The sequence below is a fragment of the Cognatiyoonia koreensis genome (assembly GCF_900109295.1).
Lineage (GTDB): Bacteria > Pseudomonadota > Alphaproteobacteria > Rhodobacterales > Rhodobacteraceae > Cognatiyoonia > Cognatiyoonia koreensis.
The window spans coordinates 187,080-205,044 of the sequence record NZ_FOIZ01000001.1; the positions used below are offsets into that span (position 1 = coordinate 187,080).

4 protein-coding genes are annotated in these 17,965 nt (G+C 57.9%); 2 read left to right on the forward strand and 2 right to left on the reverse strand.

All coding sequences use genetic code 11. The features are described from left to right. The first annotated feature begins 36 nt into the window (after window positions 1–36). Both BMY44_RS00945 and BMY44_RS00950 read left to right on the forward strand, forming a co-directional pair. Complete coding sequence (locus tag BMY44_RS00945) at window positions 37–12,288, forward strand: DUF7507 domain-containing protein (protein WP_089989162.1); 12,252 nt, start codon at window positions 37–39, stop codon at window positions 12,286–12,288. 15 nt (window positions 12,289–12,303) lie between these two features. Continuing rightward, complete coding sequence (locus BMY44_RS00950; RefSeq protein WP_089989165.1) at window positions 12,304–15,744, forward strand: RHS repeat domain-containing protein; 3,441 nt, start codon at window positions 12,304–12,306, stop codon at window positions 15,742–15,744. Here BMY44_RS00950 and bhcD read toward each other — a convergent pair. Both bhcD and bhcC read right to left on the reverse strand, forming a co-directional pair. After that, a complete protein-coding gene (gene bhcD / locus BMY44_RS00955) occupies window positions 15,741–16,706 on the reverse strand; it encodes an iminosuccinate reductase BhcD (protein WP_089989167.1) in 966 nt (321 codons plus the stop codon). The genes BMY44_RS00950 and bhcD overlap by 4 nt on opposite strands. 86 nt (window positions 16,707–16,792) lie before the next feature. Beyond that, window positions 16,793–17,956 (reverse strand): 3-hydroxy-D-aspartate aldolase BhcC, encoded by a 1,164-nt coding sequence (gene bhcC / locus BMY44_RS00960; RefSeq protein ID WP_089989169.1) that lies wholly within the window; start codon window positions 17,954–17,956, stop codon window positions 16,793–16,795. Window positions 17,957–17,965 lie beyond the last annotated feature (9 nt).

Genomic DNA, 17,965 nt, shown 5'->3' on the forward strand with positions numbered 1-17,965 from the left:
TGATCTGACGCGAAAGACGTCAGGCAAGGGGGAACAATGCGAAGACGTTTTAAAAGGTCGTGCGGACTTCGTTCGATTATCGCGGTTGCAGTTGTTGCTTTATTCGGAATGCTCGGTCCGGCGCACGCAACGCCGTTTACCACAACTGTTCCCGGATCAGGTATCCAGCTCCCGTCGGAGTACCCTGAAGCTGGCGGTGTGGTTATCATTCTGACGGGTGCTAACGGCAATATCTACTATCAGTTTTCCAATCCCGACGGTGCATTCGTCGGATTCCAGAACCGCGGCCAGCCATCCCGTTTTCGGGGCAATCCCTTTACGATCAACGACCCTATCGCGCTGGACTGTGGCTTTCGTGATTGCGCGGCTTACTTCGGTGGGCAGATCGCCAGAATGGACGTCCGCTTTTCGGCTTATGACGGTGATACGCAGGTCGGTGGCTTTGACTATCGTCGCATCCAGCTGGTCATGAACGGCTTCAACGTCGGTAGCTGGTCTGATCGCCAGACAGAAATTACGAATGACAGCGGCACCACAAGTTTCGGTACGGCGAACGGCTTTGGCAACAATACGTTCAATACTGGATGGTTTTCATCCACCAATCCGGCCCTGTTGAACAACATCTTGACGAGCGGACGGACGACCACGCAAGTGCGTGATGATACCCCAAACGACAATTACTGGGATTTCCGCCGTGGCAATTCGCTTGGGCAGGAATCCTTGCGCACCATCGCGCCCGGCTACGAGCTGGAAAAGACGCGTCTGGGTGCAAGTGGTGGCGATCCGACGCAGTTTCTGAGCGTTGGTGAGGAGATCGACTATCGCTATATCGTGCGCAATATCGGGTCGACCAACATCAGCAATGTGACAGTTGATGATGACAAGATCGGCCCTGTTACCTGTTCACCCACATTCCTTCGACGCACCGAAGCCGGGACCGGCTCCGCGCGCGAGGCAGAGTGTTTCGGCACCTATACGGTAACACAGGAGGATTTCGACGCGCAGGAACTGACCAATGTCGCAATCGCGACCGGCACGTCTGAATTCGGTCAGCTGGGTCGCCTGGAGGCAGAGGTTACGCTGAGTGGTCCTGGCACGGACCCCGGATTGACGCTGACGAAAGAGGCATCGCCTGAAACCTTCAGTACAGTCGGCGAGGTCATCACCTATACGCTTACCGCTTTCAACTCGGGCGATGTCACGCTGAGCAATGTCGCGATTACGGATCCGATGTTGTCCGGTCTGTCCTGTAGTTTTGCCACGATCGCCCCGTTGTCGAGCGAGAATACAGATAACAGTGAGTCCTGCACGGGCACCTATCGCATCACGCAAGATGATATCGACGCCGCCGCCGCAGGCACGCCATTAGTCAACAACGCAGCGGCAACGGCGCGCGATCCGGATGGGGTGGTGCAGAATGCAACGGCTTCTGCCACCGTCACCGGTCCGGCATCTGCCCCTGATCTGACTGTTGAAAAGATTGCGCAGCAGACGTCGTACGCCGCTGTGGGCGATGTCATCAATTACAACATTGTCGTCACCAATACGGGCAATGTCACGTGGCGCACACCGGTCCAGATCGATGACGACCTGACAACGGATGAAACCTGCCCGAACGTCGTCGTTGCCCCCGGTGGCAGCGTCACCTGTAGCGCAAGCTACATCGTCGACCAGCCAGATCTGGATGCGGAATCCGTTCTCAATACCGTCGACGTGGAAATCTCGGTCAATGGCGTGACTGCGGAAGGCAGTGCGGACGCGACCGTTGACGCCGATGTTCAGCCGCTGCTTTCGATCGAGAAATCGCTGCTGTCCGGTCCAAACCCGATAACCGCAGCAGACGATGAACTGGTCTATGAATACATCCTGCGCAACGAGGGTAATGTCGCGCTCGCAAATGTTGACCTGAGCGATGACAAGGTCAGTGTGACGTGCCCCAGTACGACAATTCCGGCTACCGGTCAGATCACGTGCACGTCCGGAACCTATATCGTCACCCAAGACGACATCAACGCTGGTGAAGTCACCAACGTAGCCACTGCAACATCCACCACCGCTGCCGGCAGCACTGTGGATGATGCGACGGATACCCTTGTCGTCCCCGTCGACCAATCGCCATCCCTGTCAATCGACAAGTCCGCCAGTCCGATTACGCCAGCGGAATTCTTCGAAGGCGAAGAGATCACCTATTCCTATCTTGTGACGAACGACGGCAACACGACTATCGATGGCCCGTTCGAGGTTAACGACAACAAGTTCGTCGATCCGATCAGCTGCCCGCCCGGACCGCTTGACCCGACCGAGACGCTGACCTGCACCGCCATCTACACGATCACGGATACTGATCAGGCTGCGGGTTTTGTGACCAATATCGCGTCGGTCACGGCCGGGACGGTTACGTCACCCACGGACAGTGAAAGCGTGCCGCAAGGGGGTGCCCCGGCGATCGGACTTGCAAAAATTGCGACCGATTCAGCATTTGTCGAAGACCCGATGGTGTCCTTCGATGCGTTGACCGAAACGCTTTATTACCGTTTTACGATCACAAACACCGGCACGACGGTGATCAACAGTACAACGCAGCCGATCACACTGAACGATCCACTTTTGACCAGCGATAATTGTGCGGCGCAGCAGCCTGAAAACCTGTTCGTGCAAGGGGTCGGTACCCCATCCAGCTATGAATGCACCGGCTTCCGCACGGGTGTGACGCAGGCTGATATCGACGCTGGATTTGTGACGAACACCGCAACGGTTTCGTTTGTTGCCGGTGGATCGCCGGTTGAATCACCCGATGCGACCGCGACGATCTTTGCGGATATCACGCCTGCCTTTACGCTTGAAAAGATCGCGCCGACACCTGCCACATACGCGGCGGTGGATGAGGAGATCACATTCACATTCCGCGTGACGAACGACACGATCCAGACGCTGGCAGAAGTCGTGGTGACGGACCCGATGATCCCCACGCTGGACTGTACGTTGACGAACGTCGCTCAGGGCAGCCCGCAAACCTGCTCGGGAACCTATATCGTCACACAAGACGATCTGGACAGCGGATCGGTTCTGAACATCGCGACAGCCCTTGGCACCTCACCAACGGGAGCGACAGCAACAGCGACCGACAATGCGACACTGACGCTTGCACCCGGTGCTGCCAACCCGTTGTTTACTTTCGACAAGGTCGCATCGACGGATACCTTTGCGGCTGTCGGTGATGAGATTTCCTATTCATTCGCGTTCGAGAATACCGGCAACATTACCTTGACCGATTTGACTGTGAACGACACGCAGCTGGGTTACAGTTGCCTTGTTCCATCGCTCGCGCCCGGCGAAACGGATGCCACGACCTGTTCTGTGACATATGAGATCACGCAGTCAGATATCGACGCGGGAAGTTTTACAAACAGCGCGACTGCGACAGCGACGGGCGCGCCCAGTGTCACTGATGCGGAAACCGCTACTGGTCCGGCGGCGGACCCTTCGTACACCTTTGCGAAATCGGTCAGCGGAGATTTCGCTGCCGTGGGCGATGTTCTGACCTATACGCTATCGGTCACAAATACGGGCAACGTCACGCTTGATTCAATCGCGATCAGCGACACGTCACCTCAGATCGCCCCGACGACTTTCAGCTGCGCACCCGCCGACCTGGAACCGGGCGAGACCGAGACATGTTCGTTTACCTACAATGTCCGTCAGGCCGACATTGATCGCGGTGAGGTCACGAACACCGCCGACATTACGGCGTCACCGCCGTTCGGCGGGCCGATCCCCGATACAGCGACAGCGACGTCCGACGGTCCGGATGAAATCATCGCCCTGCGCGTTGAAAAAACCGAAACGGATGGCGACAGCGCGTTCGAGGATGCACTCAGCACCGAGAGTTTCAGCTTTCAGATTTTCAACGATAGCAATGTCACCGTGCGCGACCTTGTTATCGACGATCCGATGATCGGGCTGTCCTGTCCTGTCGTCGATCTTTTGCCCGGTGCCAATGCAATCGCCTGCGACGGTGGCCCGAACTTCGAGACCGCCTACACAATCCAGCAGGCAGACGTGGATGCCGGTACGATCCTGAACGAGGTTACGGTCACGGGCACAACAGATCAGGGTACTACCGTTCAGGCAAGCGATACACTGTCGCTCATCGGCCCAGACCAGATTCCGGCCCTTTCAATTGTGAAGTCCACGACATCGCCACCATTTTCAGCTGTCGGCGATGTGCTGACCTACAGCTATGCGGTGCGTAACGAAGGCAATATCACGCTGACCTCGGACATCACGGTCGATGATGACACGACGCCCGCGACCTGTCCGCCGCTACCATCTGGCGGGCTGGCACCGCTTGCGACCCTGACCTGCACGGCGACCTATGCCGTCACGCAGGAGGACCTTGACCGGGGCTTTGTTACGAACACCGCGACCGCAAGCATCAATCAGCCGATTGTTCCCAATGACGCCGATCCCGATTTCGAAGACGGACTGGCAGAAATCACGACCGCTGTGCCCGGCACTGCCACGGTCAATGCGACGCAACTTCCCGCCCTCGCAATTGAAAAGCGGATCAAGCCCGGCACGCCAACGATCTATGGCGCGACAAGCGACGTCATTACCTTTGAATTTCTGGTGACAAATACTGGTAACGTCACGACGACAGACGATATTGTGATCGACGATCCGCAGATTGGTGCGAATTTTGTCTGTGAATCAGATCCCGTCGCACCGGGCGATACAATTTCGTGCGAAACAACGTGGAGTCCTGCACAAGGAAACATCGACGACGGCAGCTTTACGAATGCGGCGGATGCATCGACCGTGTTCAATGGCGGTACGATTGCGACCCCAGAAACGGCAACGGCCACAGCGAACGCGATACAGACGCCGGAATTGACCGTAACGAAAACGCTGGACCTTGGATCGCTGCCGATCTTCCAGACGGGCGCGACGGCGGATTTCACCTATCTGGTTCAGAACACCGGCAATGAAACGATTTTTGGACCAATCGAGGTCGCGGATAACCTGATCCCCGTTGTCACCTGCGAACTTGGTGATCTGCTTCCCGGAGAATCGCTGGAATGCACCGGTAGCTATACCGTGACTGTTGACGATGTGCTCTTGGGCAGCGTGACGAACCTTGCCATCGGGTCTGGCACAACCCAAGACGGCGACGTGATCGAAAGTGATCCCGCTTCGGCAACGATCCCTGCTGCCGCCGATCCGGCCATCAGCATCACGAAAGTTGCGGACCTTTCGACATTTAACGCTGTCGATCAGACCATCACCTATACCTATACCGTCACGAACACGAGCCGTGGTGATCCAGTCGGAATACCACCATCGCCGCCACCCGCATTGGCGCGGCCGATCGACATCATCGACGACAAACTTGCGGACCCGGTTGTCTGCTTCCGCACGAGCGATGACGATCCCGACATTGCGCCGGGCGAAACGATCACCTGTTCCGAAACCGGCACCTATAGCATCACGCAAGAAGACCTTGATGCAGTGCAGGCAGGCGTCAGCACAGGTTTTGTCACGAATAATGCGTTTGGACAGACGGATTACCCGGGTGTGCTTTCGGTGATTTCTGCGCCGGTGATGGTTACGGTGTTTGGTGAATCTGAGCCCGCGTTGACTGTCGAAAAGTCTATCACGTCCAGCATCACCGAGGCCGAAGTTGATGACGTGATCACCTATGAAATTACCGTCACGAACGATGGCAACGTGACAGTTTCGGGCATTCTGGTGACCGATCCGCTGATTGACATCCTGTCTTGTGAAGCCGGCGGGATCACAGACCCGGCGATCCTGCGTCTTGCGCCCGAAGAGGTCGCCGTCTGCACGGGCGAATACATCGTCACGCAGGCCGATATCGATGCGCAGGAACTGGTGAACACAGCGACCGCGTCAGGCACCACCCCACATGGCACACCGGTTTCGGGCAGCGATGATGTCGCCCAGACCCTTGCGGAAGATGATCCTTCTGTCGATGTGCTGAAAGAAGTGAACGTTGGCGAACCCGGCGATTCCTTTGCCGCAGTTGGCGAGATGCTGACCTATACGGTTACGGTCACCAACGACGGCAACGTTACCCTGTCCGCGACAACGGTGACCGACATTCTGTTTCCGGGCGAAGAATGTCTGATCGGGCCGCTGGCCCCGGGCGAGTCCGACGATAGCTGTCAGTTCGTCTATGAGGTAACACAGGAAGACGTTGATCGCGGCGTGATCGACAACGAAGCAACCGCTCGATCCACATCTGCTGCACCGGGTGCCGAGATCGTGGAAGACAGCGATGCCATTTCGCGCGGTGGCCCTGATCGTGAACCATCGGTTGCGTTGCTCAAATCGGCGCTGACTGCGTCGTTTGACGAAGACGGCGACCAGATCGCTTATGAATTTACCGTCGCGAATACCGGGAACATCACGATCACCGATGTGCCTGAAATCGACGATGACAAGATCGACGACGTGACCTGCGAGGCATTGCCATCGGGCGGTTTGCCCCCATCCGGTTTCATCACTTGCAGCGGCACTTACACGGTGACCCAAGACGATGTCGATGCAGGGTTCGTTACCAATGTTGCAAGCGTCGCCGTTGAAAATCCGCTTGATCCGGGTGACACGCTGACGGCAACGGACAGCGTCACGACAAACGGCGTGCGCGACGGCGACTTCACTGTGACCAAACTGGCCAGCGACGACACCGACGTGATGGAAGGTGACGTCATCACCTATACTTACAGAGTTGAAAATACCGGCAACGTGCGCCTGTTCAATGTCACGCTGAGTGATGCGCACGAAAGTTCGGCGGGTACGACGAACCTCTCCATCATCGGCGGAGCGGCAATCGGCACGATCGCACCGGGTGAAACGGTGACCCGCACATCGACCTATACTGTCACGCAGGCCGATATCGACGCGGGCAACGATCTGACGAACGTTGCGACCGTGTCCGTCGATCTGCCGACGGGGATGACACCGCTGCCACCCGAAACGGCAGAAGAAGCCGTCACCGTGGATGCGCCCGATCCGTCAATCGAGGCGATCAAGACAGTCACGCCACCCGCTGTCCTGGAGCCCGGCGAGGACGTCGTGTTTACAGTCACGGTAGAGAACACGGGCAATGTCTCACTTGATGATGTCCGGATTGTCGACACGCTGACACGCAACGACGCGTCCATCGTCTCACCGGCCCCTGTTGCGATCTATGACAGCGGTGATGTGGGCGTCGCGGACGTGCTGGACGTGGGCGAGATATGGACCTTCCTTGTTACGCACACGCTGACGCAAGACGACATTGATGCGGGCGGGCTTAGCAACTCGGCCCGCGCGTTCGGGACAGACCCGTTTGACGCGACGGTCACCGATGTGTCCGATAACGGTACCGGGACAGGGTCGTCGCCAACGCAACTGACGATCCCGCCCATGCCCGGCATCAATGGCGTGAAAACCATCACGTCGACCACAACTGCGGTGGATGGGGTCGTCCGTTTCGAAATCGCCATCACCAACACGGGCAACGTGACGCTGACGGATGTGCTGGTCGCGTCGGATACGCTTGAACGCGCCGACGGCACGTCGCTCACACTGTCTTCGGGGCCGACATTCTTCCGGTCCACCGACGGGTCAGGTGCTGGCACGCTGCAAGTCGATGAGACGGCGATCTATCGCGCCTCCTATGTGCTGACGCAGGATGATGTCGACGCAGGCGGCCTTTCGAACCGGGCTGTCGTCTCGGGCGAACCGCCGGTCGGCAGCCCTGTGCGTGATGTGACCGATGATGGCGACGATGGTGATGGCAACACGACCAACGACCCGACAATCCTTGCTATTCCTTCTGACCCGTCACTGGCTTTGCGCAAGGAACTGACAGCGGGCGGGCCGACGTTCGATGCGGTGGGCGACGCGCTGACCTATACCTTTACCGTGACGAACAGCGGGAATGTGACAATCACCGATCCGATCACGATTGATGATCCGCTGATCACGGATGCAGGCGGCATCATCACTTGCGACGCGGGACCGATTGCGCCTGATGACAGCATCACATGCGAAGGCACCTATGCAGTGACGCAAGATGATCTCGACGCAGGCGAGGTGCTGAACACCGCAAGGGCGACCGATGGCAATGTGTCAAGCCCCGAAGCGGAAGAGACCGTTCCCGCCCTGCAACTGCCTGCCCTTGAAACAGTCAAGGAAGCCGTATCCATCGAAGTCGAGGGCGATGTCTTTACTGATATTGCTTCTGAACGGTTTGTCACTGACGCGATCGTCACTTACGAATTCACTGTCACGAACACAGGCAATGTGACGTTGACCGATGCGGTCACCGTCAGCGACAACCTGATCGACGATGTGACCTGTCCGGCCTTGCCAGCAGGTGGGCTGGCACCGGATGATGCGCTGGTCTGTGAAGGCATCTATACAGTCACGACAGACGATGTATTCCTGACATCGGTGACGAACATCGCATCGGCCACGTCAGGAGAGACCGAGTCACCGCTTGTATCCGAAACCGTCCCTGCCGACGGTGAACCGGCGCTTGAAACTGTCAAGGAACTTACAGCCGTTACCAATCCTGATGACAGCGATGCGCCCGACCTGACATTCGATGAAGTCGGTGACGTCCTCACCTATACGTTTAGCGTGACCAACACGGGCGCGGTTGCCTTTGTTGCAGACGTGAACTTGCAGGATACGCTCATTGACGACCCGATCCTTTGCTTTGAATCCTCGGATGATGACCCTGACTTACGCGCGGGAGAGACTGTCACCTGCGAGGCGACATACGAAATCACGCAGAACGACCTGGATGCGGGCGAAGTTGTAAACGAGGCATTCGCCGAAACGATCTACGGCGCTGACCTACGCCCCGTCGTGTCAGAACCGGTGACGGAAACAACCCTCGCAGCTGCTGATCCGTCGCTTGATATTTCCAAGTCTGTGGCGACCCTGCCGCTCACGGCGGTGGATCAGGTGCTGACCTATACGCTCACGATTGCCAATGACGGTAACCAGACGCTGACCGATGTCGTCGCGACCGACCCGCTCTTGCCCGGCCTGTCGTGCGATATTGGCGATATGGCACCGGGTGCCGTCGAAATGTGCTCTGACACCTATCAGGTCACGCAGGACGACATCGACGACGGATTTGTGCTGAACACGGCCTCGGTCAGCGGTGTCGATCCGCGCGGCGATGCCGTCGAAAGTGAGACCGAACTGACGGTTGACGGACCCGATGCAACGCCAGCGCTGGCGCTGAACAAAACGGCGACGCCTGATCCGTTCGGCCCTGTCGGCAGCAGCATCACATATGTTTTCGAAGCGGTGAACGAAGGGAACGTGACCTTGTTCGACGTCACGATCACCGATCCGGATGCCGATCCAGACTATACATGCGTGATCCCAAGATTGACCCCGTTGGCGTCAGATGATTTCTGTACCCTGACTGTCGCCATCACACAGGACGACAAGGATCGCGGCGAGATCACGAATACAGCTTTTGCCGCAGCGACAGATCCGCGCGGCACAGAGGTCGATGCCTCTGACGAGATCACGACACCGTCCGAACCTGCCATGCCGGGGATTGAGGCGACAAAAACCGTATCCAGTAGCTCTATCGTTCTTGGCGCCTTCGTCGATTACACGCTTACGGTGCGCAACACGGGCGATGTCAGCCTGACTGTTCCGCCCGATGCGATCACCGACGTCATGACGCGGCGCGATCCGGAAGAGACAGAGATTTCGCTGGATGATCCGTTCAGCTACTTGGCTGGCGATACGGACGATGACGGTCTTCTCGATGTTACCGAAGTCTGGACTTACACGGGGCGACGCCAGATCACGCAGGTTGATATCGACGGTGGTGGCTTTGACAACTTTGTGACAATCACCGCGACCGATCCCTTCGACACGCCTGTCTCCGATGTGTCTGACGACGGAAATGATGGTGATGGCGACAGTGAAAGCGACCCGACAGAATTCATCATCGTACCCGGGCCAGCGCTTGATGTGGTGAAAACCGTGCTGACTGGGGGATCCGATGCCGGTGACGAAGTCGTTTTTGCCATCGCGGTCACGAACAGTGGCGATGTCACCCTGCGCGATGTGGTGATTGCTGACACGTTGCGTCGCAACGACGGCACGGACCTGTCAGCCGATGTTGGTGCTGCGGGGCTTGTCGATCCTGCGACGGCTCCTGCCACCTTCGCACCCGGTGAAACATGGATCTACAACGTCGCCTATACGCTTACACAGGATGATGTCGACGCCGGTGGACTGACCAACAGCGCGACAGCGACAGCCAATCCGCCGACAGGCCGTCCGGTCAGTGATATTTCGGACAATGGCGATGACGGTGACGGCAATACGACCGATGATGATACCGTTCTGGTCATCGCACCCGATCCGGATTTCGAGGTGGTCAAAACCGTTGACACACGTGATGACCCAGACGCGCCGCTGTTTGTGGGCGACGTTGTGTCCTTTACGATCACAGTCAGCAACAATGGCAATGTGACCCTGACCGATCTGGTCCTGACGGATACGCTCACCAATTTTGACGGCGACGCGCTGACGCCGGACAGTGTATCGCTTGCCAGCGGCGACAGCGAAACGGAAATTGCGACCGGTGCTGCGAATGTCTACACCGTGCTTTACACGCTGACGCAGGCGGATATCGACAGTGGTGGGGTTCAGAATATCGCAACGGCGGATGTTGTGACACCTGGTGGTTTGCCGTTGACAGATGTGTCCGACAATGGCGACGACACGGACGGCAACACAACGGACGATCCGACCGTCCTTGTCATCGATCCGGTTTCGTCCATGGAGGCCACGAAAGAAGCAAGCATACCGGTCCGGCTGTCCGGTAATCGTTTCGAAGTGACTTTTGACATGACAGTCAGCAACACCGGTAACGTCACGCAGCGCGATCTTGTTATTACGGATGATTTGGCGGCCTTCGTCGCCCCTGCCACGCTGATCTCGACGACGGTGCCGGTCGTTGACGGTTTTGCCGGGGCAGGTGGGGCGAACGCAGGCTTTAACGGAACGACCGACACCAATCTCGTTACGGCAGATGTTGAACTGGCTCCAGAAACCACCGGTACGATCCAGATCACTGTCGTTTATGATGTGGCAGACGGGTTCCCGGCGCAGGCCAATACAATCGCTGTGCTGTCCGACCGGATCATCGTTCCGGTCACCGCGAATGCAGAGGTCGAAGCCAGCGCAGAACCCGACATCTTCGCAACCAAGTCCGTCACGCCGGATGATGCGCTGATCGGTAGCACTGTGACCTATACGCTGACCTTCGAAAACCTGCTGACAACAGCGGAGTCGAACCTGACCATCGTCGACGATCTTCCTGCGGGCATCGTCTACACACCGGGAACGGCGCTGTTCAATGGTGCGGATACACCTGTACCGACCTTGACGGGTCGCAGCCTACGTTGGTCCAATGTGACACTTGCGCCGCTTGAATTGGTGACGATCACGCTGCAAGCCCGCGTCGTCGGTGAATTGGGTGAGATCACGAACCGGGCCTATGTGCTCGACGCTGACGGAAACATCGTTTCGAATATTGCGACGGCAACGATCACGCGCCGACCTGAACCTGTATTCGATTGCGGCGATGTGATCGGCAAGGTCTTTGATGACCGCAACATGAATGGCTATCAGGACGGTGTTCAGGAACCCGACCGCAGCCTGATCACCGATCAGACCTATGATGGCGGTAAGGGCGCAGCTCCGATCGTCACTGCACCGGATTATGAACCTGGTTTGGCAAATGTGCGTCTGGCAACAGTGGACGGGACGATCATCACGACAGATGAATACGGCCGGTTCAGCGTGCCTTGCGCGGCATTGCCTGCGGCTATCGGATCGAACTTTACGCTGAAATTGGATGAACGGTCGCTTCCGACCGGTTATCGCGTCACCACAGAAAACCCGCGTGTCGTACGGCTGACGGCGGGCACGGTGGCCAAGCTGAACTTTGGTGCGTCTATCGCGAATGTCGTCGATATCGACCTGATGGCAGCCGCGTTCCAGTCCGGCACTATCGCACCAACAGCGGGGCTGACGGCTGGCGTCGACCAGCTTGTGGGGCAATTGCGCAATGTGCCGTCGGTTCTGCGGCTCAACTACTACATGAACGGCGAAGGTCGCGATGTCGCGCGCGCGCGTCTTGATGCCGTCGAAGACCTGATACGCGAACGGTGGGCACAAGAAGGGCAGTATCGTCTGCTGATCGAACGCACCATCCGGCAACTGCAGTAAGGGGAGAAGGTGATAATGAAAACAGGAACCCTCTCCCGCCTACTGGGTGCAACCGCGATCAGCTTTTGGGCACCTGTCGCCCTTGCACAGGATGTTACGACAATTCCGGTCGGTGCCAATACCGAGGCACCGACCCCGACCTTTTCCCCCGAGGGTTTCGTCATCTCGGTCAATGGAGATGCCATCCTTGGTGATCGGGCCGTGCAGGATGTGGTGCGGCGTACGGATGTGCAGCTTGCCAACGCCGATGTGCAGGTCACCTTCGACGGCCTTGGTGCGGATCCGCGGCTTGACGTAGAAATCGTCGGTGACGCTCCGCGCCGCGCGGGCGAGCAACTGACCCTGCAATCCGCAACGAACTATCCGGCCTTCGTCAGCCGGGCAGAAATGCGCATTATCGACCGCGCCGCAACAGGCGGGCCGCGCACAATCGGCGTCTACGACATGTCGCCGAATGGACAGCTGTCGATCCCGCTGCCTGAAGGGAACGATCTGATCGTCGTGCACCGGGTTTACGGCACTGATGGTCGTTTCGATGAGACAGCGCCTTTGCGGCTGACAGTTGATGACGCGCGCAGACGTATCGACGGCGTCGAAGACGGTGCCGATAGCGCCGTAGTGCGCAATATTGATGTGACCGGCGGTGCCGTAACGGTCCGCGGCAGCGATGTGGCACCGGGGGCGACAGTCACGGCATTGGGTGAACGCATCTCGACCGACCGCGACGGCGGATTTATCATCCAGCGCATCCTGTCTGCAGGAGATTACGGCGTGGACGTAAGGGTGCAGGGTGGCGGTCAGAACGTCGACCTGACGCGGGACATCACGATCCCACGCGCCGAATGGTTCTATGTGGCGACAGCAGACCTGACCTATGGGATTCGCGAAGGCGATAGCTTTGACGGGCGCGAGACTTATACAACCGGGCGGTTCGCGGGCTTTGTAAATGGCAAAACAGCAGAGGGCGTGCGGATCATCGGGTCGCTCGACACGGGTGAAGGCGATCTGGAGGACATCTTCCGTGACCTCGATAAGCGCGATCCAAGACAGCTGCTCTTGCGGGTGGACCCGGATGATCTTTACCCAACCTACGGCGATGACAGCACAAGCGAAGATCTGACACCAACAGAGGGCCGCATCTTTCTTCGGATCGAAAAGGACCGGAATTTCGTGCAATGGGGCAACTTCAAGGGCGACCTGTCCGACAATGCCTTCGTGCGGAATGAACGCAGCCTCTACGGGCTTTCGGCAGGTGTCGAAACCCGCGCGGCGACGTCGCGGGGCGATGCGATGGGGCGGTTTGCATTCTATGCAGCGCAACCCGAACGCAGCCCGCATCGGGATGTGTTTCTTGGCACTGGCGGATCGGTTTTCTTTCTAGAAAAACAAGACATCGCGCAGGCCTCTGAAACGATCAGCATCCAGTTGCGTGACCCTGACACGGGGCGAGTTACTCAAACGCGGCAACTGGTAGCCGGGCAGGATTACCAGATCAATTATATCCAAGGTATTGTGACCCTCTCGCAACCGCTGCAGGCCTCGGCAAGTGAAGGCCTTTTTGATATCGGCAGTGCGAGCAAGCATGACGTGGTGCTGGTGGCGGCCTATGAACATACGCCGAGCGCGAGCGATGTTGACGGTTTTGCCTATGGCGCGCGTGCCGAGGGCTGGCTGACAGATAACATCCGGGTAGGCGTCAGTGGCATGCTGGACGAAACCGGCGATACCGATCATCAGGTGGTCGGTTTGGACGTGATGTATCAGATCTCGGATGACAGTTTCCTGCGGCTCGACTACGCCGAAAGCGAAGGCACGGGTTTTGACAGCACGTTTTCAGCAGATGGCGGTCTGATCGTCGATACCATCACGGCGACGGGCAGCAGTGGCGAAGCGTTCAAGCTGGAAGGCAAGTTGAACCTGTCCGATCTGGGCGTGGCTGCCGACGGGGCCATCGGGGCCTATTTCGAACGGCGCAGCGAGGGGTTCGCCTCGCTTGATACTCAGGTGACAGCCGCAACGGGCGACGAGCTGTTCTGGGGACTCGCCGCAGACGTAAAGGTGAGCGATCAGTGGACACTGGGCGTGGGGTATGACGCATACGAAAACGATGCAGGCGAAACCGATACAACGGGCACAGTCGCGGCAAGCTATCAGGCGACAGCGCAACTGAATTATGCCATCGGGTTGGAAACGCAGGATAACACCGGCGGTACCCGTCCGGGAAGCCGGACAGACCTTGCAGCGCGGCTGACCTACACGCCGGACGACGCCATTGCCGCTTACGTCTTCGGGCAGACAACGCTTGACCGTGACACGCTGCCAGCAAATGACCGCTTCGGCGTGGGCGGGTCTTATGCGTTCGGCAATGGCTGGCAGGTCGGCGGCGAAGTCTCGGACGGCTCGCTCGGCATCGGCGGGCGTGTCACTGCGGCCTACGCGGATGGCAACGGGAATACTCGTTATGTTAGTTACGAGGTTGATCCTGATCGCGAACTTGACGGAATAAATCTGTCGGGGCGCGATCGCGGGCGCTTTGTTGCTGGCGGATCGCAACGGATCAGCAGCACGATCGATGTCTTTGGTGAAAATACCTATGACCTTTTTGGTGTCCACGACTCACTGATCAGCGCCTACGGGCTGACATACACGCCGACCGATACACTCAGCTTCACGGGTGCGCTTGAAATCGGGCGGGTGGACGATGGCGACCAGTATGATCTGGATCGCCGTGCACTGTCACTTGGCATGATCTACAGTGATGCGCAGCTTGATGCGTCGGGTCGCGTCGAATACCGCACCGAAGACGGGTTGAACGCGGGCAATGACGTTACGGCGGATACGCTGCTAGTCTCGGCCAATGCCGCCTACAAGTTCGACGAAGTCCAACGCCTTGTTTTCTCGGCTGACATTGCCCGCACGAAAACCGAACAAAGCAATCTGATCGAAGGCGACTACGCTGATGTCGTGCTGGGCTATGCCTATCGCCCCATCGAAGATGACCGGCTGAACATCCTCGCGCGCTACCGTTTCCTGTCCGATACACAAGGCCTGCGGGACGCGGAAGAGGACGGCCCGCGCCAGCGTTCGCAAGTCGTCAGCGTCGATGCGTCTTACGACCTGAACCCGCAATGGACGATCGGTGGCAAGCTTGGCTATCGCAGCGCGGAAACAGCTATCGATTCCGACAGTGATTTCGCGCAGAATGACGCCTGGCTGGCGGTCGCGAATGCGCGCTATCATCTTGTACATGATTGGGACGCCTTGCTAGAGGTACGACAGCTGAACCTCGTGCAGGCCGAAACCTCCGAAACCAGTTTCCTTGGCGCGGTCTACAAACACATCAACAACAACGTAAAGGTTGGCGTCGGCTACAACTTCGGCAGCTTCTCGGACGACCTGACGGACCTGACACAGGACGATCAGGGGGCCTTTGTAAACGTGATTGCCAAGTTCTAGAATTCAATCTCGATCGCGACACCCTGCGCCACGGCAAGATCGACGACGGTTGATGCAACCGCAAGATCCTGCAGGCCAACGCCTGTACCGTCAAACAGGGTGATATCGTCTGCGCTTGTGCGTCCGGGCGAATCTCCGTTGATGACAGAACCGATTTCCGTAATCTGGTCCGCCGTTAGCAACCCGGCCGCAATCGCATGCTGCGCCTCGCCGATACTGACAGACTGCGCGATTTCATCAGTAAAGACTTTTGCCCGCCCCAAAAGCGCAGTTTCAACCTCTTGCTTGCCCTTTGTGTCCGTTCCCATGCAGGCGATATGCGTGCCGTGGCTGATGTGCGCATCCATCAATGATGGCGCAAAGGCAGAGGTGATCGAGATGATGACATCTGCTTCCTGGCCCATACGTTCCAGATCGACAGCCTCGAAAGGAATGCCAAGCTCGTCCGCCAGATCGGAGAGGCGCGACAGCATGTCGGGGTGGTAGTTCCAGCCGATGACCTTCTCGAAATCTCGTTGCTCCAGCGCTGCACGCATCTGGAATGTTGATTGATGGCCAGCACCGATCATCCCCAGAACCTTCGCATCCGCGCGAGCCAAGTGCTTGATCGACACTGATGACGCGGCCGCCGTGCGCAAGGCCGTCAGCAGGTTGCCACCGACAAGCGCGCGGCACTGGCCGGTGTCGGCGTCAAACAAGAAGATCGTGGATTGATGGTTCGTCAGCCCCTTGGCGTCATTTCCCGGCCAGAACCCACCTGATTTCAGCCCAAGCGCCAGACTTTCGCGGTCAAAGCCCGACTTGAATCCATATAGCGCATCAGCATGTCCGATGGCCTCGCGGATGACCGGAAAGTTATAGGCCGAACCCTTGGACATGGCGGCAAAAACCGCTTCAACTGCATCGAAAGCAGCCTCGCGCGTCATCAGGCCCGCGATTTCTTTCTCTGGCACAATAATCATCTGTCATCCTCATGAGACGGGCCGGTCATCAAGACCGCCCCATTGTTTTTCTTTGTCCAATCAAACTTTCCCCGGAGGGTCCGCACTCAGTAAGCTTTGCCACGTGCAGATACGGGCCACAGCGTTTCAACCTTCCCGTTGCGTACGCCGACATACCAGTCATGGACGTTGCAGGTCGGGTCGCAGTGGCCAGGAACCAGATGCAGCTTGTCGTTGACCTTCAACGCGCCCTTCGGATCAGACACAACGCCATGCTCGTCAGAACACTTCACATAGGTCACGTCATCGCGGCCATAGATCGTGGGCAAGCCGCTGTCGACGGATTGTGCTTTCAGTCCCGCATCAACGATGGCCTTGTCCGCCTTGGCATGGCTCATGACAGAGGTGAGGATGAACAGTGCGTTTTCCCATTCACCCTGATCAATGCGGTTCCCATCCTTGTCGAGGATGCGGCCATAGTCTGCATCCATGAAGGCATATGATCCGCATTGTAGTTCGTTGAAAACACCTGATGCGCTTTCAAAATAGTAAGACCCTGTGCCCCCACCGCCGACGATGTCACACTCAAGTCCGGCCGCCTTCAACAGGTCAACGCTTTCTTTCACCTGACCTATTGCGATCTGGGTTTTGGCCTGGCGTTCTTCATACGAATCAAGGTGTTGCATCGCGCCTTGATAAGCTTGGATGCCTGCAAATTTCAGACCGTCTGCGGCATCAATCGCCTTGGCTAGTTTGACGACAGGTTGGCCATATTGCACGCCGCAGCGCCCGGCACCGACGTCTATTTCCACCAGACATTCGATCTGTGTGCCATGGCGGACAGCCGCTTCTGACAGGTCTGCAACGTTTGCAATATCATCCACACAACAGATCGCGCGCGCGCCCAGTTTCGGGATACGGGCCAGTCGGTCAATCTTTTCAGGCTGGCGGACCTGGTTCGAGACGAGCACGTCCTTGATGCCGCCGCGCGCGAAAACTTCGGCTTCTGACACCTTCTGGCAACAGACACCGCACGACCCGCCCAGCTTTTCCTGCAGCAGAGCGACATCGACGGACTTGTGCATCTTGCCGTGGACCCGGTGGCGCATGCCGTGGGATTTCGCGAAGTCGCCCATTTTCTTGATGTTGCGCTCCAGCGCATCAAGGTCCAGCACAAGGGATGGCGTTTGAATATCTTTCGCGTCCATGCCGGGCAGGGCAGGCACGTCGTAGCCGACTTCGAGGCCCTCGAATGATGTTTGCTTGTTCATAAGCTTTCT